At 50.0% G+C, this 20870-nt stretch carries 15 protein-coding genes and 5 pseudogenes; 3 read left to right on the top strand and 17 right to left on the bottom strand.

Annotated elements, in window-relative coordinates; genetic code table 11:
* Positions 1–8 precede the first annotated feature (8 nt).
* The 3 genes and pseudogenes from rapZ to mtaB all read right to left on the bottom strand — a co-directional run bounded on the left by rapZ (position 9) and on the right by mtaB (position 3425).
* Positions 9–890: an RNase adapter RapZ gene (gene rapZ / locus DWZ60_RS04775; RefSeq protein ID WP_022461841.1), complete on the bottom strand. Its 882-nt coding sequence runs from the start codon at positions 888–890 to the stop codon at positions 9–11.
* A gap of 29 nt (positions 891–919) precedes the next feature.
* Positions 920–1854: pseudogene (gene murB / locus DWZ60_RS21090) on the bottom strand (UDP-N-acetylmuramate dehydrogenase).
* 236 nt (positions 1855–2090) lie between these two features.
* Positions 2091–3425 carry a tRNA (N(6)-L-threonylcarbamoyladenosine(37)-C(2))-methylthiotransferase MtaB gene (gene mtaB / locus DWZ60_RS04765; RefSeq protein WP_119221327.1) on the bottom strand — a complete coding sequence of 445 codons (1335 nt, stop codon included), beginning with the start codon at positions 3423–3425 and terminating at the stop codon, positions 2091–2093.
* Between the two features lie 162 nt (positions 3426–3587).
* Here mtaB and DWZ60_RS04760 point away from each other — a divergent pair, with 162 nt between their 5' ends.
* A complete protein-coding gene (locus DWZ60_RS04760; RefSeq protein WP_022461844.1) occupies positions 3588–3821 on the top strand; it encodes an HPr family phosphocarrier protein in 234 nt (77 codons plus the stop codon).
* A gap of 133 nt (positions 3822–3954) precedes the next feature.
* Here the strand turns inward: DWZ60_RS04760 and thiI are convergent, their stop codons facing one another.
* The 11 genes and pseudogenes from thiI to DWZ60_RS04710 all read right to left on the bottom strand — a co-directional run bounded on the left by thiI (position 3955) and on the right by DWZ60_RS04710 (position 14226).
* Complete coding sequence (gene thiI, locus DWZ60_RS04755; RefSeq protein WP_082424694.1) at positions 3955–5133, bottom strand: tRNA uracil 4-sulfurtransferase ThiI; 1179 nt, start codon at positions 5131–5133, stop codon at positions 3955–3957.
* A 9-nt stretch (positions 5134–5142) separates the two neighbouring features.
* Positions 5143–5799 (bottom strand): FAD-dependent thymidylate synthase, encoded by a 657-nt coding sequence (gene thyX, locus DWZ60_RS04750; RefSeq protein WP_022461846.1) that lies wholly within the window; start codon positions 5797–5799, stop codon positions 5143–5145.
* A gap of 16 nt (positions 5800–5815) precedes the next feature.
* Positions 5816–6968: pseudogene (locus tag DWZ60_RS04745) on the bottom strand (cysteine desulfurase family protein).
* A pseudogene (locus DWZ60_RS04740) lies at positions 6968–7719 on the bottom strand (16S rRNA (uracil(1498)-N(3))-methyltransferase). The pseudogenes DWZ60_RS04745 and DWZ60_RS04740 overlap by 1 nt, the downstream one beginning before the upstream one ends.
* Before the next feature lie 42 nt (positions 7720–7761).
* On the bottom strand, positions 7762–8718 hold the full coding sequence (prmA, locus tag DWZ60_RS04735) for a 50S ribosomal protein L11 methyltransferase (protein ID WP_022461849.1): 957 nt from the start codon (positions 8716–8718) through the stop codon (positions 7762–7764).
* Between the two features lie 129 nt (positions 8719–8847).
* Complete coding sequence (locus tag DWZ60_RS04730; protein ID WP_243038214.1) at positions 8848–10191, bottom strand: MFS transporter; 1344 nt, start codon at positions 10189–10191, stop codon at positions 8848–8850.
* A 336-nt stretch (positions 10192–10527) separates the two neighbouring features.
* Positions 10528–11395 (bottom strand): annotated as a pseudogene (gene rfbD / locus DWZ60_RS04725) (dTDP-4-dehydrorhamnose reductase).
* A gap of 181 nt (positions 11396–11576) precedes the next feature.
* Positions 11577–12467, bottom strand: coding sequence for a glucose-1-phosphate thymidylyltransferase RfbA (gene rfbA / locus DWZ60_RS04720; RefSeq protein WP_022461852.1), 891 nt, complete (start codon positions 12465–12467; stop codon positions 11577–11579).
* A 265-nt stretch (positions 12468–12732) separates the two neighbouring features.
* Positions 12733–13296: a chloride channel protein gene (locus DWZ60_RS18615; RefSeq protein ID WP_256372473.1), complete on the bottom strand. Its 564-nt coding sequence runs from the start codon at positions 13294–13296 to the stop codon at positions 12733–12735.
* A 14-nt stretch (positions 13297–13310) separates the two neighbouring features.
* The gene (locus DWZ60_RS18610; RefSeq protein WP_256372651.1) at positions 13311–13955 is read right to left on the bottom strand and encodes a chloride channel protein; all 645 of its coding nucleotides are present in this window, start codon (positions 13953–13955) and stop codon (positions 13311–13313) included.
* A gap of 37 nt (positions 13956–13992) precedes the next feature.
* On the bottom strand, positions 13993–14226 hold the full coding sequence (locus DWZ60_RS04710) for a hypothetical protein (RefSeq protein ID WP_055220781.1): 234 nt from the start codon (positions 14224–14226) through the stop codon (positions 13993–13995).
* Positions 14227–14393: 167 nt separating this feature from the next.
* Here DWZ60_RS04710 and DWZ60_RS04705 point away from each other — a divergent pair, with 167 nt between their 5' ends.
* The gene (locus DWZ60_RS04705; protein WP_118601080.1) at positions 14394–14822 is read left to right on the top strand and encodes a hypothetical protein; all 429 of its coding nucleotides are present in this window, start codon (positions 14394–14396) and stop codon (positions 14820–14822) included.
* Positions 14823–14952: 130 nt separating this feature from the next.
* On the opposite strand, the pseudogene DWZ60_RS04700 reads toward DWZ60_RS04705, so the two are convergent.
* Positions 14953–15596, bottom strand: a pseudogene (locus DWZ60_RS04700) (DUF4317 family protein).
* Between the two features lie 203 nt (positions 15597–15799).
* Here DWZ60_RS04700 and DWZ60_RS04695 point away from each other — a divergent pair.
* Positions 15800–16717 carry a metallophosphoesterase family protein gene (locus tag DWZ60_RS04695; protein ID WP_118699811.1) on the top strand — a complete coding sequence of 306 codons (918 nt, stop codon included), beginning with the start codon at positions 15800–15802 and terminating at the stop codon, positions 16715–16717.
* A 69-nt stretch (positions 16718–16786) separates the two neighbouring features.
* Here DWZ60_RS04695 and DWZ60_RS04690 read toward each other — a convergent pair whose 3' ends face one another.
* Together DWZ60_RS04690 and DWZ60_RS04685 are read right to left on the bottom strand one after the other, a co-directional pair.
* Positions 16787–18805, bottom strand: coding sequence for a beta-galactosidase (locus DWZ60_RS04690; RefSeq protein WP_243038212.1), 2019 nt, complete (start codon positions 18803–18805; stop codon positions 16787–16789).
* Positions 18802–20868 carry a beta-galactosidase gene (locus DWZ60_RS04685; RefSeq protein WP_022461859.1) on the bottom strand — a complete coding sequence of 689 codons (2067 nt, stop codon included), beginning with the start codon at positions 20866–20868 and terminating at the stop codon, positions 18802–18804. Before DWZ60_RS04685 ends, DWZ60_RS04690 begins: the two co-directional genes overlap by 4 nt.
* Positions 20869–20870: the final 2 nt, after the last annotated feature.

Raw genomic sequence — 20870 nt, 5'->3', positions numbered from 1 at the left:
TTCCACCTCTAAATTCCTTTTCGGATGGCGTCTTTTTCCAGATCCCGGTGCTCAATCCGGATTCCATAGTCCTTCGCGTTGGAAAGACGCCGGTACAGCTCGTTGGCAAGGGTTACGGAACGGTGTTTTCCGCCGGTGCAGCCGATACTGATAATGAGCTGATGCTTGCCCTCGGAAATATAATTCGGAATCAGAAAACGGATCATATCCTCTAATTTTTCCGCAAACACCTGCGCTGTCTCAAATCCCATCACATAATCCCGCACCGGAGCATCGTTGCCGGAGAGCGGGCGCATGCCTTCTACGTAGTAGGGATTCGGCAGGAACCGCACATCGAAAACAAGGTCCGAATCCGCCGGGATTCCGTATTTGAATCCAAATGAGAGCACGGTAATCATCAGATTTTTGAATTTCTGATCCTGCACGAAAATCTTATCGAGCTCCGCTTTCAGCTCTCTTGTGAGAAGCTGGCTCGTATCGAGAATGTAGTCCGCATCTTTTTTCAGGAACTCAAGTGCTTTGCGCTCTTTTCTAATTCCCTCATCCACCCGTCCAAGACCTGCCAGTGGGTGCGTTCTTCTCGTCTCTTTGTATCGTTTGACCAGCACGTCATCGGACGCGTCCAGAAACAGGATCTCATAGCAGATTCCGTTGATGCTCATCCACTCCAGAACATTCTGCAGGTCCGGGAGCGCCTGGCCGCTTCGGATATCGATTCCGACTGCCACTTTCTGGATTTCTCCGGAAGTACCGTCGGCGGTAAGCTGTGCAAATTTTTCAACCAGCGGGATCGGAAGGTTATCGACGCAGAAATATTCCGCGTCCTCCAGCATTTTCAACGCTGTACTTTTTCCCGCACCGGACATGCCGGTCACAATTACAAAACGCATGTTTTTTCTCCTTTGGTGGATAACGAAAATCAGAATTCCCCGAGGAACTGGATTTCCGGCTCAAGCTGTACGCCAAACTGTTCTTTTACTTTTGCCTGGATCTGACGGATCAGTTCCATCACATCCGATGCGGTTGCACCGCCTGCATTGATCAGAAAGCCGCAGTGTTTTTCCGATACTTTTGCACCGCCGACTGCGTAGCCGGAAAATCCGGCATCCATCACAAGCTTGCCTGCAAAATAGCCTTCCGGCCGCTTGAATGCGCTGCCGGCGCTCGGATACTCGAGCGGCTGTTTCTCTACCCGCTTGTTTTTCAATTCCTGCATGCGGGCAAGAATTTCTTCTTTATCTCCCGGAACAAGCATAAGTTCTGCTCCAAGTACGACGTAGCCTCTGTCTTTGATGACGCTGGCACGGTAGCCGAAGCCGAGCTCTTCTTTTTCCAGTTCCCGGATCTCACCTTCTCTTGTGAGTACAGTGACATTCTGTACAATATCCTTCATCTCTCCGCCGTAGCTCCCGCGTTCATACGGACGCCGCCGCCTAAAGTTCCAGGGATTCCGGAGGCAAACTCCATACCGGAAAGACCGGCTTCTCTTGCCGCCTGGCTGATGGATACAAGCATGCTTCCGGCTTTCGCCCGGATTCTGTTTCTTTCCACTTCGATTCCCTGAAAGTTTTTGTAAACCGAAAGAATCACACCGTGGTAGCCCTCGTCACTTACAACGAGATTGCTGCCGTTTCCGGTGACGAACCACGGGATCTCTTTTTCTTCGCAGAGAGCCACGATTTTTCTAATTTCTTCTTCTGTATGAGGAGCGACGAAATAATCTGCCGGACCGCCCACACGGAAGGTCGTATGATTTTTCATCGGTTCTGCGGTCTGTACCGCATCTTCCCCTGCAATTGCATAAAGTTCTCTGACAATCTCTTCTTTGATCACGATTTTTACCCTTTGCCGCATCTGCGGCCGAACATTTCATTACGAATTACTACGAATTACAGATTATACTTTTTAGACGCGAAAGCAGCCGACATCCCTCACTTCTTCGTTCGTTCTGCCAGCCGCTGTTTTTCTTCTTCGTCTGCCCGCCTTTTTGCAGGCTCACGGGGTATTCTACCACGAACCCTCAAAAAGTGCAACGAACTTTTTCGTTCCGGCTCTTTTTTCTATCAGATCTTCCGGATTGGTATCATTTCCTACATCAGACAGTCTTTTCCATGGATTCTCGCCGGGGTGACAAGCACCATCTGATTCATGAGATTTTCTTCTGAAAGAACGGCAACGCGCAGATATTCTCTCGTGTGTCCCGTCCAGTAATGGACGCCGTCGATCTCGACTTCTTCTTCCATGAGCACTTCCAGCTCTTTTCCGAGGAAGCCTTCCATATATTCCTGTCTCCGTCTCTCGTCCAGTTCCAGCAGAACATGGCTGCGCTTCGTCTTCTCCTGCTCCGGAATCTGGCCTGCCATCGCTGCGGCGCGGGTGCCTTCTCTTCTCGAATACTTGAAGATGTGAGTCTCGAAGAAATGAATGTCCTCGACAAAGGCGCGCGACTCTTCAAACTCCTCCTCACTCTCCTGCGGGAAACCGACAATCACATCGGTCGTCAGCGCCGGATTTCCATATACCTTACGCAGAAGATCGCATTTGTGTTTGTATTCTTCTGCGGTATATTTCCGGTTCATCCGCTTCAGTGTTCCATTGCTTCCGCTCTGCAGCGAAAGATGGAAATGCGGGCACACCTTCGGCATTGCGGCGATCGCCTCTGCAAACTCTTCGGTGATGATGCCCGGCTCCAGGGATCCGAGACGGATTCTTCTGATGCCGTCCACTGCATCAACAGCACGGATGAGGTCGAGCAGCGTCTCTTTTTCGCCCTCCGGGAAATCGAGTCCGTAGGAGGAAAGGTGGATACCCGTCAGCACTACTTCCTGATAACCGGCCTCTGCCAGACGTTTTACTTCTTCTACCACATCACTCTGGCGGCGGCTTCTGACTCTGCCGCGCGCGTACGGGATAATACAATAAGTACAGAACTGATTGCATCCATCCTGTACTTTCAGGAATGCGCGGGTGTGCTCCGCCGTTTTGCTGATCGAGAGTGTCTCGTACTCACGGTTGTGTGTCATATCCACGAGGAAGCTCTTACCCTCCGCGTTGGATGGTTTTCCACCGTCCTCACGTTCTGCCAGAAAGTTTTCCAGAATATCCACAAGATCTTTCTTCTTATTATTTCCGATGATCAGATCAATCGCCGTATCCTCTTCGAGTTTTTCCCCAGCCGCCTGCACATAACAGCCGCAGGCCACGACAACCGCATCGGGATTCATCTTTTTCGCTTTGTGCAGCATCTGCCGCGATTTCCGGTCCGCAATGTTCGTCACGGTACACGTATTGATAATGTAAACATCCGCTCCCGGTGCAAAAGGCACGATCTCGTACCCTCTGTTTTCGAGGAGCTGCTGGATGGCTTCCAGCTCATATGCGTTCACTTTACACCCAAGATTATGCAAAGCTACCGTTTTTTTCATGCCATACTCCTTTCTTCTTCATCTTTATTATTAAAAATCACGAAGATTCCACTTTATCTTTGTATGTTTTCGCATTGACTTTTTCCCCTCCAGACGGTAAGATAAAGCTGTTAAATGAGGGTAATAAATAATGTTAACCAAATAACAGGGAGGATTACAAACATGAAAACAGTACAGATTTCTCTTAATTCTATCGACAAAGTAAAATCTTTCGTCAACGACATTTCCAAATTCGATTTTGATTTCGATCTGGTATCCGGAAGATACGTAATCGACGCAAAATCCATCATGGGAATCTTCAGCCTCGACCTTTCCAAACCGATCGACCTGAACGTCCATGCTGATGGAGATGCTCTTCAGACCGTACTTGATGTTCTTGCTCCGTACATTGTATAATTACGATAGAACATAAGGGCCGCGCACTCGCCGCGGCTCTTTTTTTGTCTTTGTTTATCATCAGGACCGGATCTTGTTTTTCAGAACCCCCAAAACAAGATCCGGCCTTTTTGTTCTTTAAAGCAAGTTTTCCTTAGCAGACCTCGATCGTCTCTGCGGTAGAAACTGCGCGTTCCATCATCTCGTCGATCACGTCGTCCAGATGGCGCTCGGAGCATTTGATGACATTCAGGTTCGGTTTTGTCACCGGATGCTTTGCAACGAAGATCGTGCAGCAGTCCTCATACGGCAGAACAGATGTCTCGTACGTACCGATTTTTTCGGAAATATCGACGATCTCCTGTTTGTCGAAACCGATCAGCGGACGGAAGACCGGCATGGTGCAGACTTCGTTGGTAACGGCGAGGGAATGCATCGTCTGGCTTGCCACCTGTCCGATACTCTCTCCGGTGATCAGGCCAAGGCATTTGTCCTGACGTGCAAACGCTTCTGCGATCTTCATCATATAACGGCGCATGATGATGGTCAGCTCGTCGTGCGGGCATTTTTCGTAGATTGCAAGCTGGATCTCGGTGAAGTTGACCACATGCAGACGGATCGGGCCGCTGTAGCGTGCAACGAGTTTTGCAAGATCCACAACCTTCTGTTTGGCTCTCTCGCTGGTGTACGGCGGAGCGTGGAAGTAAACGGCATCAATCTTAACACCGCGTTTTGCGATCATGTATCCGGCAACCGGACTGTCGATACCGCCGGAAAGCAGCAGCATGGCCTGTCCGTTTGTGCCGACCGGCATACCGCCAGGGCCTGCGATGCTCTCGCAGTACAGATAAATCTTCTGACGCAGCTCGACGTTCAGATAGATATCCGGCTCGTGAACGTCTACTTTGAGGTTCGGGCAGACATCGAGGATGCGGCCGCCCAGCTCGCAGTTGACTTCCATTGTGTGCATCGGATAGTTTTTGTTCGCACGGCGTGCGCATACCTTAAAGGTTTTCTCCTCGGTCGGGTACAGCTCTTTCACGTAGGAAACCACTGCCTCTGCCAGATCTTCAAAGCCGGTGTCCTCTAAAATGACAACCGGGCAGATCTCGGCGATACCGAAAACTCTTGTCAGCGCATCGACAGCGCCCTCGTAATCAAAGTCTCCTTCGGTGTTGACATAGATTCGTCCCATCTCACGGGTGACCTGGAAATTTCCGTCTACCGGGGCAAGCGCGTGCTCCATCTGTACGCAGAGCGCTTTCTCGAACAGATGACGGTTCTTTCCTTTAATGCCGATCTCGGCATATTTTACCAGAAATGCTTTGTACATCATCGTTTTTTATTCTCCTTTTTTCTCAGCCAGATCGCGGAAGAACAGAGGATATTCCTCAGAAAATTTCTTCAGGATCAGGTCAGATACCTGACGCATCTGCGGATGTGCGGCGTTGGCGCTTCGAAGCCGGATAAAGTGGCGCCACTCTCTTAAGTTCATGGTCATGACGATCTCGGTTTTCAGGGAGTTCGGAAGAATGCTTCTTGCCTCCTCCGGCTTTGCTCCGAGTTCGAGCATCTGGAAGTAATACTGCTCTGCAGCTTCCATTGCTTTCTGCCATACCTCGTATTTTTTACGGTCGTTCTCGTCGTCCAGATCATAGGAAAATCCGGTTGCCAGATCGATACAGGTGATCTGGTTTCCAAATTTATCTTTCGAATAGTTGCAGTAGCGGGTGCTCTCCTGGCTGTAGCTTGCGATACGGTGGCGGACGATCTCATGGGTCACGCCGCGGTCGCACGTTACTTTTACGGTGATGGAGCCGTGCTCAATGACGGATTCATGGCCGCGTTTGATGATGCCTGCAATGAATTTCTCTGCAGTGCCTTCTCCAATGCGCTCCTCGCTCTTGTAGCAGACTCTTCCGATTTTCTCGATCCGGCGCAGCATATCCTCGTAGGATTCGGTGCTCAGGATTTCAATTTCCGGCTGTATTGTAATCATAATTTTCCTCTTTCTATTATTTCCTGGTAAATCTGCGCAGCATCGGCAGTACCTCGCGCAGCGTATCCAGGGTGTAATCAATCTGTTCCAGTGTCGTAAATTCGCTGAAGCTGAACCGCACGGCAGACTCCATCTCGGCTTTCGATGCGCCGATGGCAGTCAGCGTCGGGCTTCCGGCTCTCTTGTGTGATGAGCAGGCGCTTCCGGCGGAAACGTAGATCTGGCGGTCCTCCAGCGTGTGCAGCAGCACTTCACTACGCACATTTAAGAACGATGCATTGACAATCTGCGGCGCACCCTCTTCTTCCGGCATGCATGGATGACCACATCGTCCAGCTCCCGCAAGCCTTCGATCAGACGGTGTTTACAGGCACGCATCTGCGCAGTCTGCTCGTCAAATGCCTGTAAACGATCTCAGCGGATTTCGCAAGGCCTGCGATGCCCGGCACATTGTCGGTTCCGGAACGCATGCCGTTCTGCTGGCCGCCGCCTAAGATCAGCGGACGGATTTTTACTTTCTCATCAATATATAAAAAGCCGCTTCCCTTCGGTCCGTGGATCTTGTGGCCGCTCACGGAGAGCATGTCGATGCCCATCCGTTTCGGATAAATCCGGTATTTGCCGAACGCCTGGATCGCATCGACATGAAAATACGTTTTCGGATTTTTCGCCTTGATTCTGCGTCCGATCTCCCCGATTGGCTCAACAGAACCGATCTCATTGTTGACATACATAATCGAAACGAGAATCGTCTCCGGCGTGATCGCTTCTTCGAGTTCGTTCACATCCACAAGGCCTTCTTTATTTACCGGCAGGCGCGTAATACGGAATCCCTGCTCCTCCAGAAATGCCAGCGGTGCCGACACGGCCGGGTGCTCGATCGCGCTTGTGATGATGTGGTTTCCCGTTCTCTTATTTGCCATTGCTGTTCCGACGAGCGCCCAGTTGTCGGACTCTGTGCCACCGGAGGTAAAGAAAATTTCTTTTTCTTTGACTTTCAGAATCTTTGCCAGCGTTTCCTGGGCGGTTCTGATATATTGTTCTGCTTCTACCCCTTTTTGATGCATCGCAGACGGATTTCCATAATGATTTACCATCAGATCACAGACGAGATCTGCGGTTTCCTGATAAACACAGGTGGTTGCGGAATTGTCCAGATATGCTTCCATTATCTTGTTCGTTCCCTTCCTTCTAAAAGATACACCAGAATGGAAAGCACGGTCATTCCGGCCGTTTCCGTGCGCAGAATGCGCTTTCCGAGCGTAATCGGCTCTACCTTTTCCTTCATGGCCATTTCCACTTCCGCTTCGTCGATGCCGCCCTCCGGTCCGATCAGGATCGCAATAGATTCACCCGGTTCAATGGATTCCAGAATTCTTCTCGTTCCTTCCATCCCCTCTGCGTTCTCATACGGCATCAGGCGAACGTCTGATTCTGCCATCATTGCAAGCGCCTGCTGAAATGTAACAGGCATGTGTACCGTCGGAATCTGCATCCGTTTTGACTGCTTTGCCGCACCAAGCGCGATCGTCTGCCAACGCTCTGCTTTCTTTTCCGCCTTTTTCCGGTCCAGCTTCACAACGCAGCGTTTCATCTCCACCGGAACAATTTCCGTCGCACCAAGTTCCACTGCTTTTTGGATGATCAGTTCCATTTTGTCACCTTTTGGCAGACCCTGAAACAGTACAATTCCGGACGGGAGTTCTCTGTCTGCTGCTGTGACTTCTTCTACTGCGGCAAGAACCTCCCTTCCGGGAAATCCGAAACGGCACAATGATATTCCTTTTCGCCTCCGGTACTGACCAGTATTTTTTCGCCCGGCCGCATGCGGAGCACATTTTTGATGTGATTAACGTCACTGCCCGTGATGTGGACAGTGCCGTCATAAATCTGACTTTCTTCTACAAAAAAACGGTACATGAATCTGTTCTCTTTCTCTTCTGGTGTTTCGCTTTTCTTAATTTACATCGGTTTTCTTGCTGTAACAGAAACCCATTCGCCCTGATGTGTAACTTCAACCACTTCAAGTCCCGCTGCAACGACTGCCTCTTTGACAACTTCCTCTTTCACATCGAGAATGCCGGATGTGATATAAACAGCGCCCGGCTTCATCTGGTGTACGATTACCGGCGTCAGCGGAACGAGAACATCTGCAAGAATATTGGCGGTAACGATATCGTATTTCTCGTATCCGACTCTGTCCTGTACTTCTTTGTCATCAATGATATTTCCGATCATCATATCAAAAGCTTCTACCGGAATTCCATTGACTTCTTTGTTTTCCTCAACCGCAGGAACCGCACACGGATCGAGGTCTGTTCCGACCGCATGACGCGCACCAAGCTTCAGTGCAATAATCGAAAGAATACCGCTTCCGGTTCCGACATCAAGCAGCTCGGTATCCTTTGTCACATATTTCTTTAACTGACGGATGCAAAGCTGTGTTGTCTCATGCATACCCGTTCCAAAGGCTGTGCCCGGATCGATATGGATGATCATTTTATCCCGGTCTTCCGGCTTTACTTCCTCCCAGGACGGGATGATCAGAATGTCGTCCACATAGAACTGTTTGAAATACTGTTTCCAGTTGTTGATCCAGTCCTTGTCCTCTGTCTCAGACTCTGTGATGGTGCACTCTCCAAGGTCCAGGAACTCCTGCATTTCTGCAAGTGCCGCGCGGACATCTGCAAGAACCTTCTCCTTGTCCTCATCCACATCGAGGTAAAAATTCAGGTAGGCAATGCCGTCGTCATCCGGAATATCCGGCATGATATCTACGAACATCTGCTGTTTGTCGCTCTCGGTCAAAGGCTGTTTGTCCTGAATTTCCACGCCTTCGATTCCCACATCGGCCAGAGTAGAGATCACAATGTCTTCCACTTCCGATCTTGTTTTTAATGTAAATTTATTCCATTTCATTGTTTAAACTCCTTTTTGCGCTTCTCTTTTCCATACGTGCAAAGAAAACCACATTTATCATACACGATATCGTTCCTGTTGTAAATGTTATTTTCGGCTTTTACGGCCCGTCTCAATCCGAAATCTTTGTCAGAAAGCCATCTTTTTTCGCCTTCTGATAACGCCATACCAGCCGAGTGTGGATAAAATGCGAACCCCAAGATCTATCAGATTGAACCGGTACAGTGCCGTAAGATCTGCCCCAAGTGCCGTATACAGACGGACACCAAGCAGCGGCAGAACACTGTTGGTCAGCGTTGTAATCATCGTAAAGAGGCTGATCAAAAGCGAACGGTTCTTTTCCGGCGCGGCATTTAAGAGAATCTGTATCGTACAAAGTGCAACGGCACACTGCGGAGCATTCAGAACCGTCATCAGAACAATAAAAGCAACCCCGCGGTACGCCAGGGGCAGATGAGGAGCCAGAATCATGATAACCGGGCAGAAGCAAAGACCGATCCCGGCGAAAATCAGTGCAAAATCCGGCGATTTTTTCCGGACAACCTTCGCGATCATTCCAACTGCCGCAAGCTGACCGATATTGAAAACACCGTTGCAGATGGAAAGTGTCATCTCCGACATTTTACAGTATTTGACCTGTCCTAAATACCACATGCTCCAGTCAAGCTGCCAGGTGATATAGAAAAAGACCACCGGCACGAAAAACCAGCGCAATGCTTTATTTTTTCCCACACTTGTGATCGCCTCCAGCAGATCAGAAACAGAAAAACGTGAGGATGCCTTCCCCGCTTCTGCCGGAGCTTTGCCCTCCTCCTGCTGTTCCACCGGAATTTTTTTGATTGCAGCGGCCTGCAGCAGAACGCAGACAGCACACAGATAAAAGAAGCTTCGGAGTACCAGAAGTTTTCCATCGGCCGTGTGGCATCTTCCCATCAGAATCCCGCAGATCACCGGTGCAAGAATGCCAATCACAAACATGAACTGATTCCGAAAGGCATAGACATCGTTTCGCTGCCGCAGTGAAACCGCAGCACCGAACATTGCCTGCCACTGCGCATTGTAAATAGCAAGTGCCCCCGCAGTAAATGCCAGTGATACAAAAAACAGCTCCATACGTCTCTCGCCGAGTGCCGGTACACTTCCAAGAAATGCATAGCCGGCACACATCACAAGAAGCGTAAGCATCGGTATCGTCTTTGTCGACTTCAGACGATCCGCCAGAATTCCAAGTGGCAGCAGTGCTGCACACGCTACAATGTTCGGCACCATCTGGATAATACCGATCTGACTGTCGGTTGCACCCATGTTTGTTGCATACAGATTCAGACCGAAACTGTTAATCGATGTGATATATTGCAGAAATACACCCTCGACGGCAAACAGCAGCATGATCTGCGCAGATGGCGGCATCTTCTTTGCCCGGTAAAACAGACTCTTTTTCATTGCTTCATCCCCCATGCCTTCTTTTGTCATCTTCACGTTCCTGCCCCCTGCCGGATACGTAAAGATTCTGCTCTCATAATGGCAATTTCATGTTCAAATGTCAACAGAAATACCCGGATCCGATGTGAGAATTTTAACGGCATTTTCTGTCAATATTCACAAAAGAAAAAAGGGCATTCTTCCTGTTGAATGCATGGGTTTGGCATAAGAAAAAGGAGCCCCCGTTTTACCTGGGGCTCCGCCTATTGGAAATGTTTATAGCAATCTCAGAAACCAAATTCATCTCCCACCGCAGAACGTGTCTTCTTGCCGGAAGAGGATAAAAAAATTCAGAACTGCTTTTTGCGTTATTTTCGGGGTTTGCTATCAGAATTCGATCTCGCGCAGATATCTGTGCAAGGCATCCTGCCAGGTCGCAGTTTCTCGAATCCGTTCTCGGTCAGTTTCTCTTTGCTCATGCGGCTGTTGGACGGACGTTTTGCTTTTGCCGGGTACTGGTCAGAGCTTACCGGTGATACACTTACTTTTCCGTAAGCCGGATCGATCTCAGCGGCCTGTTTGAAAATCTCGCAGGCGAACTCATACCAGGAGCAGAGTCCCTCGTTTGTTGCATGGTAGCGGCCGTAGTTCTCTTTCTCTGCCATGTCGACAAGCAGGCGGGACAGGTCGTAGGTGTAGGTCGGGCTTCCTACCTGATCATCTACAACAGTCAGATGATCGTGTGTCTTTCCAAGGTTCAGCATGGTCTTGATGAAGTTCTTTCCGTTCACGCCGAATACCCATGCGATGCGGACGATGTAGAATTTTTTCACCCATTTCTCTACCGCGAGCTCTCCCTCGTATTTCGTCTGGCCGTATACGTTCAGCGGATGACGCTCATCATCCGGCTCCCACGGGCGGGTACCCTGGCCGTCGAATACGTAGTCGGTGGAGATGTAGATCATTTTGCAGTCAAGGTCATGGCAGACTTTTGCGATGTTCTCGGTTCCGACTGCATTGACCTGATGTACTTTTTCTTTTTTGTCATCATCCTCAGCAAGGTCTACAGCGTCCATGCTGCACAGTGGATTACGACATCCGGGTTTGCTTCGGTAATGACTTTTCTTACGCTTTCTGCATCGGTGATATCCATTTCTTCAATATCAACGCCGATTCCTTCATGACCGCGTTTTGCAAGTTCATTCATGACGTCATGGCCGAGCTGGCCTTTTACACCTGTTACAAATACTCTCATAATGGTTCTCCTTTTTTCTGATTTTGTTATCGTTATGTTTTGTCTGTCTCTTGTTTTTCAGTCTGATTTTCTGTTTGTACCATGAGTATAAAGGATGACGTTATGTCATGGTCAAGCACTTTTTTTCAAAAACTGCCCCGGATTTTTCTTCCGGGGCAGTTTTCTTCAACGCTGTTCGCTTTTATTTGTCGATATATTTTCCGTTCATCACGTCCATCAGGTACTGGCCGTACTGGTTTTTCTTCAGCGGCTCGATGTCGGTCAGAAGCTGGTCTTTGCCGATCCAGCCGTTCAGGTAACCGATCTCCTCGAGGCACGCAATCTTGCGGTGCTGATGGGTCTCGATGGTTTTTACGAAGTTGGTTGCCTCTACCAGACTCTCATGTGTACCGGTATCCAGCCAGGTGAAGCCCTGTCCGAGAAGCTCAACGTTCAGGCTGCCGTCTTCCAGATAGATCCGGTTCAGGTCGGTGATCTCAAGTTCTCCGCGCGGTGACGGTTTCAGGTTCTTTGCATACTCTACGACTTTGTTGTCATAGAAGTACAGACCTGTAACACAATAGTTTGATTTCGGTTTCTCCGGTTTCTCTTCGATGGAGATGGCTTTTCCCTCGGAGTCAAATTCTACGATCCCGAAACGCTCCGGATCATCTACATAATAGCCGAATACGGTTGCGCCTTTTCCGGTCTCAGCGTTTTCTACTGCTGCTTTCAGGCGTTTGTTCAGACCGTGTCCGAAGAAGATGTTGTCGCCGAGCACCATGGCAACGGAATCATCCCCGATGAACTCCTCGCCGATGATGAAGGCCTGTGCCAGTCCGTCCGGGCTTGGCTGTACCTTGTAGGAAAGCTGTACACCGAACTGATGGCCGTCACCGAGCAGTGCCTCGAAACGCGGGGTGTCCTGCGGGGTGGAGATGATCAGGATGTCGCGGATGCCTGCATTCATAAGAACAGACAGCGGATAATAGATCATCGGCTTGTCATAGATCGGGAGAAGCTGTTTCGATGTTACCATAGTTAACGGATAAAGACGTGTGCCGGAACCTCCGGCAAGTACGATACCTTTCATAATTCGTTACTCCTTTTTCGTATATGATACCTCTAGTATAACCTCATTCCCGGAAACGCGTCAACCCGTATCGTAACGTAACCGTTACTGTTCACTCAGCAGTGAAACACTTGCTGTTTCGCTGCGTAAGAACATGTTTCAGGTGTGAGCAACCCTCCTTTTGCGAAGCAAAACTTTAAATGAGGGTTGCGAATGTTACAGTTCGCTGGGCACCAGTGAACTGTAACACGTAACGGTGTGTGATAACTTTGTGACGTTTCTGTTATCAGCAGCTGTATTTCGTCAGTTTCTGGCGGGAATAGATCGAGCTGTTGCGGTTGAATACGTAGGCCGCGGTGCAGACAATAAAGAAATATGGCAGATAATCGTAGCCAAAAATCTCGCCGCCGATGAAAATAGCCGCCAGTAAGGTATTGGTTCCGCCACCGAAAACCGCCGCATAGCCAAGCGCCGCGGAAAGCTCCACCGGAATACCGAACAGATTGCCAAGGACTGCTCCCAGGGTTGCTCCGATGGTAAACAGCGGTGTTACCTCGCCGCCCTGAAACCCGGCGGACAGCGTCAGAATTGTCAGGATAAATTTCAGCGCCCAGTCATATGCATATACCTTTTCCCCATGAAATACCGCTTCCACCAGATTCGTTCCAAAGCCGCAATACCGTCCGCGGTACAGAAGCAGGAACAGAATGCTAAGGATAACACCGATGGAGAAAACACGTACCAGCGGATTTTTGATTTTTTCGCCGAGATATTTTTTCGTGTGCTTTAAGCACCAGGCGAAGAGGCCGCCTGTGATTCCAAAAATAATACCAAGTGTAATCAGACGCACCAGCAGGAACGGTGTCAGGCTTTCGCTGATGTGGACAGCCAGATTTTCTTTGCGGATTCCAAGCAGGGAGCTACAGCGCTCGCAGAGAAAGATGCGGTAAACGCCGGAAGCAGTGCCTCGTACCGCATTTCACCCGCAGCGAGCACCTCTACCGCAAAGATCACAGCTGCAATCGGCGTTCCGAACATGCCCGCAAAGCCGGCGGCCATACCGGTTACCAGAAAGATACCGGGCGCGTTTTTAAACGGTAATTTTTTGCCGGCAAAATAGGAAAACACAGCACCGATCTGAACGGCAACGCCCTCGCGGCCGGCACTTCCACCGAACAGATGCGTCAACGCCGTTGAGAGCATTGCCAGCGGAATCATGCGAAGCGGAAGCTCTGTCTCCTCCTCATACGCTACATCAAAAATCAGACTCATGCCTCCTTTTCCCCTGCCACCGAATTTCTGATTGACTGCCACGATCACAAGACCTGCCATAGCGAGAAACGGCAGACACCAGAAAAGATGTGCCACGCGAACAGCCGTGACTTTCAAAAGCAGACGGCAGAACAGCGCCTCAATCAGACCGACTGCCGCACCGAGCGGAACGCCGGTCACACCGAGCAGCAGCAGGGCGCCGTAGGTGCGAAGGGATTTCTTCAGTTCTTCTTTCATTCTCTTTCTCTCCTTTTCGAATTCTGCTGTTATCATATCACGAAGCGGACAGATTGTGAACTATGGATACCTTTTCCTCCATACTCTTTGCCAGTGCGTCGGCAAATTTTTCCTGCATCCGGATTACTTCTGTCATCTCCTGCTCCGTAAACTGCGCCGCAGCTTCCTCCTCGGACTGAAACAGCGGAAGAACCAGCTCTCTCGCATACTGTTTTCCCGTTTCAGTCAGACTGATGATTTTTTCCCGCCGGTTTGCCGGATTGACTTCCATTTCGATATATCCTGTTTTCGTTTTTAGTCCGTTTTCGTACTTTTTGTTTTAGTGTTTTTTTCTTCCTTTGTCAAGATTTCCAAAAGCCTCTTTTTTCCGTATATTTTCCGGCATTTTTCAAATACTAGCAACTGTCCAGACACTGTTAGGGAAAGGAGATTTTGAAGATGAGAAAAATCAGAAGAGTGTATATGACGCTGGCATTGGCGGTATTACTGGCCGGGATGACGGCCTGTGGAAACAACACCACGAATGACACCGGAAATGGCAATACCAACACGGAGAGCGACATGGGACAGACGGATAACAGAAACGATGTCAATACGACAGAGATGCCGTCAAACGACAATGTAAATGATGTGACGGAGGGCACCGATGGGAATGCCAACGGTACGAACGGTACAAATACCGGGGATAGAAATACCCTTGGAGATGATGTCGGCGACGCCGCTGAAGATGTGACCCGTGGTGTCGGTAAGGGCGTTGAGGATGTCGGCCGCGCGGTGGACGATGTGGTAAGCGGCGGCGACAATGAGACGCAGAATCCGCAGGAAAACGGAGCAACTACACAGAATGGAGCGGGGATGGCACAGTAAATATGCACTTCTGCTGCTCCCGGATCTAAAAAACTTCCCTTGCGAACGATATATGCAGGTTCGCCGGGAAGTTTTTTTACTGCCAGGCACATCAGCACCTGGTTTGATCCGTCACTTTTGATTTTTTCTTTTACAGACCGCATCTGAATTTTCTGCCCTTCGCGCCAAGAATGCTGGCCATCTGATCGCCCCACGCTGCACGCTCTGCATAAATATCAACCCGTTCCAGATCTCCGCTCCGGTCCACAAAGGCAGGGAACAGGAATCCACAGATAGGATTTCCCGGCTCGTATTCTCCAACCAGCGGGCAGACAGCGCAGATCAGATAGGGGAACATCTCCTCGGATTCCCCCAGGCGCTCTTTATCGGAAGCCTTTGCAGGAATATCATACCGGTCATAAAACATGTAAATGGCATAAGCCCCGTGAATCTGCAATCCTTCGATCAGGATATCATAGAACGTTTCCAACAGCGCATCGTTCTTCAGTCCGCATTCCCGCAGCGCCATCAGCATCTGCCAGATACTGCCCGGCCCCTGGGATGTTTCCGGAAACGGTATTCCCGCAGCTTCTCATTCGATTCCGCAAACGGAATTTTCTTGGCAATCGCCAGATTCCTGGCCTTTTCCGAACCGGACAGTTTCAGAAAATGAATGTTGAAACTGCCGTCATACTCCCCATCCGAATCCGTATAGCAACCCGCCATCCGCACAAACGAAGTCCGCGCCGGCGTCATCCTCCTCGTCAGCTCCAGCATGTCTTCCCGATTAATCATACATTCCCTCCGACAGTAAAGATATTCGAAACTCTCTGCCTTTGATCTTATCATAACATGCTTTTTCTGTCAGCAGGTTTTTAAATTGCGTTCTTTCTCTCCATCTGATAAAATCGAAACAGTATCTCGCATTTTATAATTTTGATATAGAGAGATGTTGGGACAAAACACCTTTTGACTCAATATCACAGAAAGGACGACACATGAAATTAGCAGTAATCAGTGATCTTCACGGGAATTATTATGCGCTCGCAAAGGTGCTGGCATTTCTTCGCAGTCAGGAGATCGACGGTATCATCGGGCTGGGAGATTTTGTAACAGACGGGCCTTTTCCGCAGCGGATGATGAGAGTGCTTCGCGAAATGCAGGAGGAGTTTCCCTGCTATCTGGTGCGGGGAAACAGGGAAGAATATCTGCTGGAAAATATCCGGCATCCGCAGAACTGGAAGGCAGGTTCCTCGACAAGCGGACTTTTGGATTATACGTTTCGGAATCTTACCGGACAGGATCTGGAATTTTTCGAACATCTGCCGACAGACGGTGTTCTGGTCGGAAAAATAAATGAATCAGGCCGGCTGATTCCTGTTTTTGTTCCGCAGGAAGAAATCACACCGGATACCTGCCGCGAATCTCTCTTCCCGGCACTTCGTCTCTGTCACGGCGCGCCCGGAGAACTCCGTGGGAATTTCGGTCTGCATCCGGAGCTTTTGCTGTCCCATCTGGAAAATCTCGATGCCGCAATCCTGCTCGGCGGGCACAGCCACAAGCAGGAGCAAAGAGAATATGCCGAAAAAACATACCTGAATCCCGGTTCCCTTGGGCTTGCGCTTGATGGAGTCGGCGGCCATGCCCATTTCGCGATTCTGACGCTGGAAAACAGCACATGGCAGATCGAATGTTTTCAGATTCCCTACGATCTCGAAGGCTACCTCGCCGAATTCGACCGCGCCGGGCTGGAAACGCATGGCAGTGTCCTTGCCCGTTCCTTAAAACGGACATTGACCTGCGGCGTGAATTATTTTTATCTCACCGTAAAACGAGTGCGTGAACTCGCCGATGCACTGGCACTGACCGATCTGGACGAAGAGGTCTGGAAAAAGGCGGAACAGGAACTGAAATAACCGTCCATTCAACAGACGGCAGGCTGTGTACTCACACACAGCCTGCCGTCTGTTTCTATTCCCTAACTTCTATTTTTCTTTTCGAAACACAACCGTCTCAAATCTTCTGACCACTCCATCATACTCTCCCGTCATCGGCTGGTATGTTTCCGTATCCATCGGAAATGCAGCCGGTTCAGCTCCGTAGTTCTGTACAAACAGATACTTGTATTTCTCATCCTCCCTTGTTGCAGCATCGAGCCCTTCCGGGATTTCGGCTGCCGCGCGTTCCAGGCCTTTTTCTTCTGCCAATTTCCGGCAGAAGTCATCGTAAAATGCCTGTTCAAAATCTGCGCAGACATAATACGCCTCGCCCTCTCCAAATACATTTTTCGTCAGTGCCGGATATCCCGCATAGAAATCGTCACGGTATGCCAGCAGCGTTTCGGCACCGTTCGTTTTTACCAGGTCGCAGAAATTTCGGATTTCATATGTCTTTCCTTCTCCCACACCCGCATTCACATCCTGATCATACAATGCGTCCAGCTCGGTGCTCCGCAGGCCGAATACATCCATCAGTCCGTGCGGGGTTCCGCCGAGGAAACAGAGGTCGTTTTCATCCACAACTCCCGACCAGTATGTCATCACAAAGGTGCCGCCGTCTGCCACGAAATTCCGGATTTTTTCCTCAATTCCGGCCCGAAACAGATACAGCATCGGTGCAAAGACAATCCGGTAGCCGGAAAGACTCTCCTCCATGTCAAGGAAATCCACATTCACACCCAGTTTCCGAAGACCGCCATATACTTTCTTCACGGTATTCATGTAATGCAGTCCCATATTCCGTGGTCCCTGCGCATCCTCCATGGCCCAGCGGCTTTCGCAGTCATGCAAAATTGCAGCCTGTGCCTTCGTCGTGCTTCCCGCAATCTGCGCCAGATCCAAAAGCGCCTCGCCCGTCTCTGTCACCTCACGGAACACGCGCGTATCCTTTCCGCCGTAGTGGTCAATGACCGCCCCGTGGAACTTCTCGCTCGCACCGCGGCTCTGGCGGATCTGGAAATACTGGACACTGTCGGAACCATGCGCCACTGCCTGCAGCGATGCCGCCTTTAAAAGCCCAGGCCGTTTCAGCTTGCTGACACTCTGCCAGTTCGTGCTTGTCGGGCAGGACTCCATCAGAAGGAACGGTTTTTTCATCAAACTCCGCATAAAATCGTGCTGCAGTGCCGCATCAAGCGCAGTCACCTCTTCTGCTTCCTTGTGCCAGGTCGGATAATTATCCCATGACACCACATCAATCAGATCCTTGAACTTATGATAATTCAGTCCCTGGAAATCATACATCATGTTGATTGTCACCGGAAGTTCGGAACCGCCCGCGCGGATCGCTGCTTTTTCCCAGGCAACAAAGTCTGCTGTCTGATCTGTCACAAACCGTTTCCAGTCAAGATTCAGTCCGTGAAGCCCCATCTCACCCTTTGGGGACGGACTCTCAATCTGCTCAAAATTCTGATACGAATGGCTCCAGAACGTTGTATTCCACGACATATTCAATGCATCAATCGTCTCATATTTTTTCTTCAGCCACCCCTGAAATGCCTTCTGGCAGAGCGGGCAATGGCATTCTCCACTCAGTTCATTCGAAATGTGCCACATTTTTACCGCCGGGTGCTTTCCAAACTTCTCGCTCAGCAGGCGATCAATTTTCCCCACCTTTTCCCGGTAAACCGGCGAAGTATAACAGTGATTATGGCGTCCGCCGAACAGATTTTTCGTGCGGTCCGCGTTTACGCGCAGTACCTCCGGGTATTTGTCTGCAAGCCACTTCGGGCGTGCTGCAGACGGTGTCGAGAGAATTACTGAAATCTCATTCTTATACAGCTGATCCATGATCTTTTCCAGCCATTCCAGGTGGTATACACCCTCCTCCGGCTCGAGCACAGACCAGGAAAAGACACCAAGCGTCACCTCGTTGATATGCGCCTCCTTCATATATTCGATATCCTGCTCCAGAATTTCCGGCATCGCAAGCCACTGCTCCGGGTTATAATCCCCTCCATAGATAAATCCACTCTGGTTCATGTTCGTTTTCCTTTCTCTGTTCATCGAAATATCGTCTCCACGTGCAGCTTCTCAATTTTGCAGGCACATCCATCCGCTGCATCCGGCTGCTTTTCCAGAAAAATCGGATCACCCGGATGCAGAGGATAGACAACGAGTTTCAGTTTCTCCGGAAACTCAAAATAGCCAAGGCTTAACAGGGCCTCCTGACCGGTATAGAAATAATCGTTGATTTTCTCTTCCCCATCAAACACTTCCATACGGTTTCCGTACCAGGTCAGAAAAGCAAACGCATCGTGATAATTTTTTTCGCCCGGATAAGCAAGCTTCAGTTCGTATACTGCTTTCTCTTTATCCTGCTCTTTGCAGACAAGCTCTGCCTCCGGCTCCTGTGCTTTGTAAATACGCTCATACAGCGTAAAGTTTCCTCTTTTTCCACACTCTTTGAAATCCACAATGCCTTTTTCCACTGCCGGATACACAGCGATCATGGTTTTTCCACTGCCTGTCACAACAAGCTCACCGTTTTCTTCCCAGACATAATTTTCGGAAAGAACGAGATAATCCTGATCCAGATGCACCTTCCATGCATTCAGCGCCTCCTGCCGGGAAATCAGGCAGAGTTCTGCGCGCGCATCGCCCTCCCACTGAATCTGCGGGTCGAGATCACCGTAAAATACGAACGCATCTCCCTTTTTCGTATGTAAAACGCAGAGCGGTGTGGCAAGTGCCGTGTGAAGAACCGCATCGTTTAGTTTCATATTGTACGGAAAAAATCCATACATTCCCTCTTTCAGGTCAAATGCCGGAAATCCCACGCTCGCCTTTCCATCCAGGAGTCCCTCCAGTTTCACCTGTGGATGATCATCCATCTTCCATCTTCTCTGGTAATTGTTAAAAAAGACGTATCCATGGTCCGCATCGTGACGGCACGCTGTCCGAACAGTGTGCATATCTCCCGGCAGAATCCTTATCGTTGGAATTTCAGACCGAAGTGAGGCCATATCCTCGCCAAAATCATTCAAAAACAGCGCCAGCAGCTTGATCTCCCGATAGCTGTCCGAGATTGTTCCGTACTGCCGGATCGGCGCGTTGAAATCGTAATTGATCTCCGGCAGGTCGTTCAGATATCCTGTCGCGCGGCTCTCCTGCAGGGTGGACAGTTTTCCCTTCGGATTGCTGCCGCCGTGGTACATATAGTAGCCGAGCAGCCCTGCTCCACTTCCCATTTTTACGGTAGACATCGCTCCGACATCGCATCCCTTCGCCACCGGTCTTCTGTGCATGGTAACCTGAAGCCCGCCTCCAAGTTCTGCCGTCAAAAACGGAAAATCCTCCTCGTTGTAACTGTTTGCATTTTCCACATGATGATCACACGCAATCAGTGCATCGTTCCTTGTGTGGCTGAACACAAAGTTTGCGTTCGGCTCAATCTCGCACGTTCTCTGATCCCATGGTGCTTCACAGTAGCCGCCCATGACCGGAAGCAGATCGCCGATGCAGGCTCCGCCCCAACCGGTCGCCGTGTACAGCGGCACATCAAAGCCAATTTCCTTTGCCATTGCTGTCAATGTGCGGATATGCGCCTCGCCCTCCGGTCCCTGCAGACCGCCGACGTGGCCGTACTCATTCTCGATCTGAATACCGATCACCGGACCGCCGTCCTTTTCCATGCATCCATCGACCTGCGCATAAACCTTTTTCCAGAACCGTCTGACATAGCCAAGATATTCCTCGTTGTTACAGCGGATCGCCATGCCCTCTTTCTCTCTCTCGATGATCCAGTCCGGGAATCCGCCGTTCCGCACTTCCCCGTGCACAAACGGTCCGATACGCAAGAATACCGACAGTCCGACTTTCCGGCACAGTCTTACAAACGTTCCGATATCCCGGCATCCTTCAAAATCAAACACATTTTCCTCTTCCTCGTGGTGAATCCAGATCACATAGGCCGAGACGACAGAAACTCCGCCCGCCTTTATTTTGCGCAGTGATTCCTCCCACCACTCTTTGCGGTACCGACTGTAATGCATTTCGCCCATCACCGGAAACCACGGTTTTCCATTTTTAATCAGATAATCCCTGCAATAGCTGTACTCTGCTCTCATCG

The sequence above is a fragment of the Blautia sp. AF34-10 genome, from assembly GCF_003477865.1.
GTDB lineage: Bacteria > Bacillota > Clostridia > Lachnospirales > Lachnospiraceae > Fusicatenibacter > Fusicatenibacter saccharivorans.
The sequence above is the reverse complement of the archived record's forward strand: the minus strand, read 5'-3'. Positions and strand labels throughout refer to the sequence as shown.

Coding starts and splice junctions, on each gene's coding strand:
- rapZ (WP_022461841.1), bottom strand. CDS start 890: ATGCGTTTTGTAATTGTGACCGGCATGTCCGGTGCGGGAAAAAGTACA.
- mtaB (WP_119221327.1), bottom strand. CDS start 3,425: ATGAAAAAAACGGTAGCTTTGCATAATCTTGGGTGTAAAGTGAACGCA.
- DWZ60_RS04760 (WP_022461844.1), top strand. CDS start 3,588: ATGAAAACAGTACAGATTTCTCTTAATTCTATCGACAAAGTAAAATCT.
- thiI (WP_082424694.1), bottom strand. CDS start 5,133: ATGTACAAAGCATTTCTGGTAAAATATGCCGAGATCGGCATTAAAGGA.
- thyX (WP_022461846.1), bottom strand. CDS start 5,799: ATGATTACAATACAGCCGGAAATTGAAATCCTGAGCACCGAATCCTAC.
- prmA (WP_022461849.1), bottom strand. CDS start 8,718: ATGAAATGGAATAAATTTACATTAAAAACAAGATCGGAAGTGGAAGAC.
- DWZ60_RS04730 (WP_243038214.1), bottom strand. CDS start 10,191: ATGACAAAAGAAGGCATGGGGGATGAAGCAATGAAAAAGAGTCTGTTT.
- rfbA (WP_022461852.1), bottom strand. CDS start 12,467: ATGAAAGGTATCGTACTTGCCGGAGGTTCCGGCACACGTCTTTATCCG.
- DWZ60_RS18610 (WP_256372651.1), bottom strand. CDS start 13,955: ATGAAAGAAGAACTGAAGAAATCCCTTCGCACCTACGGCGCCCTGCTG.
- DWZ60_RS04710 (WP_055220781.1), bottom strand. CDS start 14,226: ATGGAAGTCAATCCGGCAAACCGGCGGGAAAAAATCATCAGTCTGACT.
- DWZ60_RS04705 (WP_118601080.1), top strand. CDS start 14,394: ATGAGAAAAATCAGAAGAGTGTATATGACGCTGGCATTGGCGGTATTA.
- DWZ60_RS04695 (WP_118699811.1), top strand. CDS start 15,800: ATGAAATTAGCAGTAATCAGTGATCTTCACGGGAATTATTATGCGCTC.
- DWZ60_RS04690 (WP_243038212.1), bottom strand. CDS start 18,805: ATGAACAGAGAAAGGAAAACGAACATGAACCAGAGTGGATTTATCTAT.
- DWZ60_RS04685 (WP_022461859.1), bottom strand. CDS start 20,868: ATGAGAGCAGAGTACAGCTATTGCAGGGATTATCTGATTAAAAATGGA.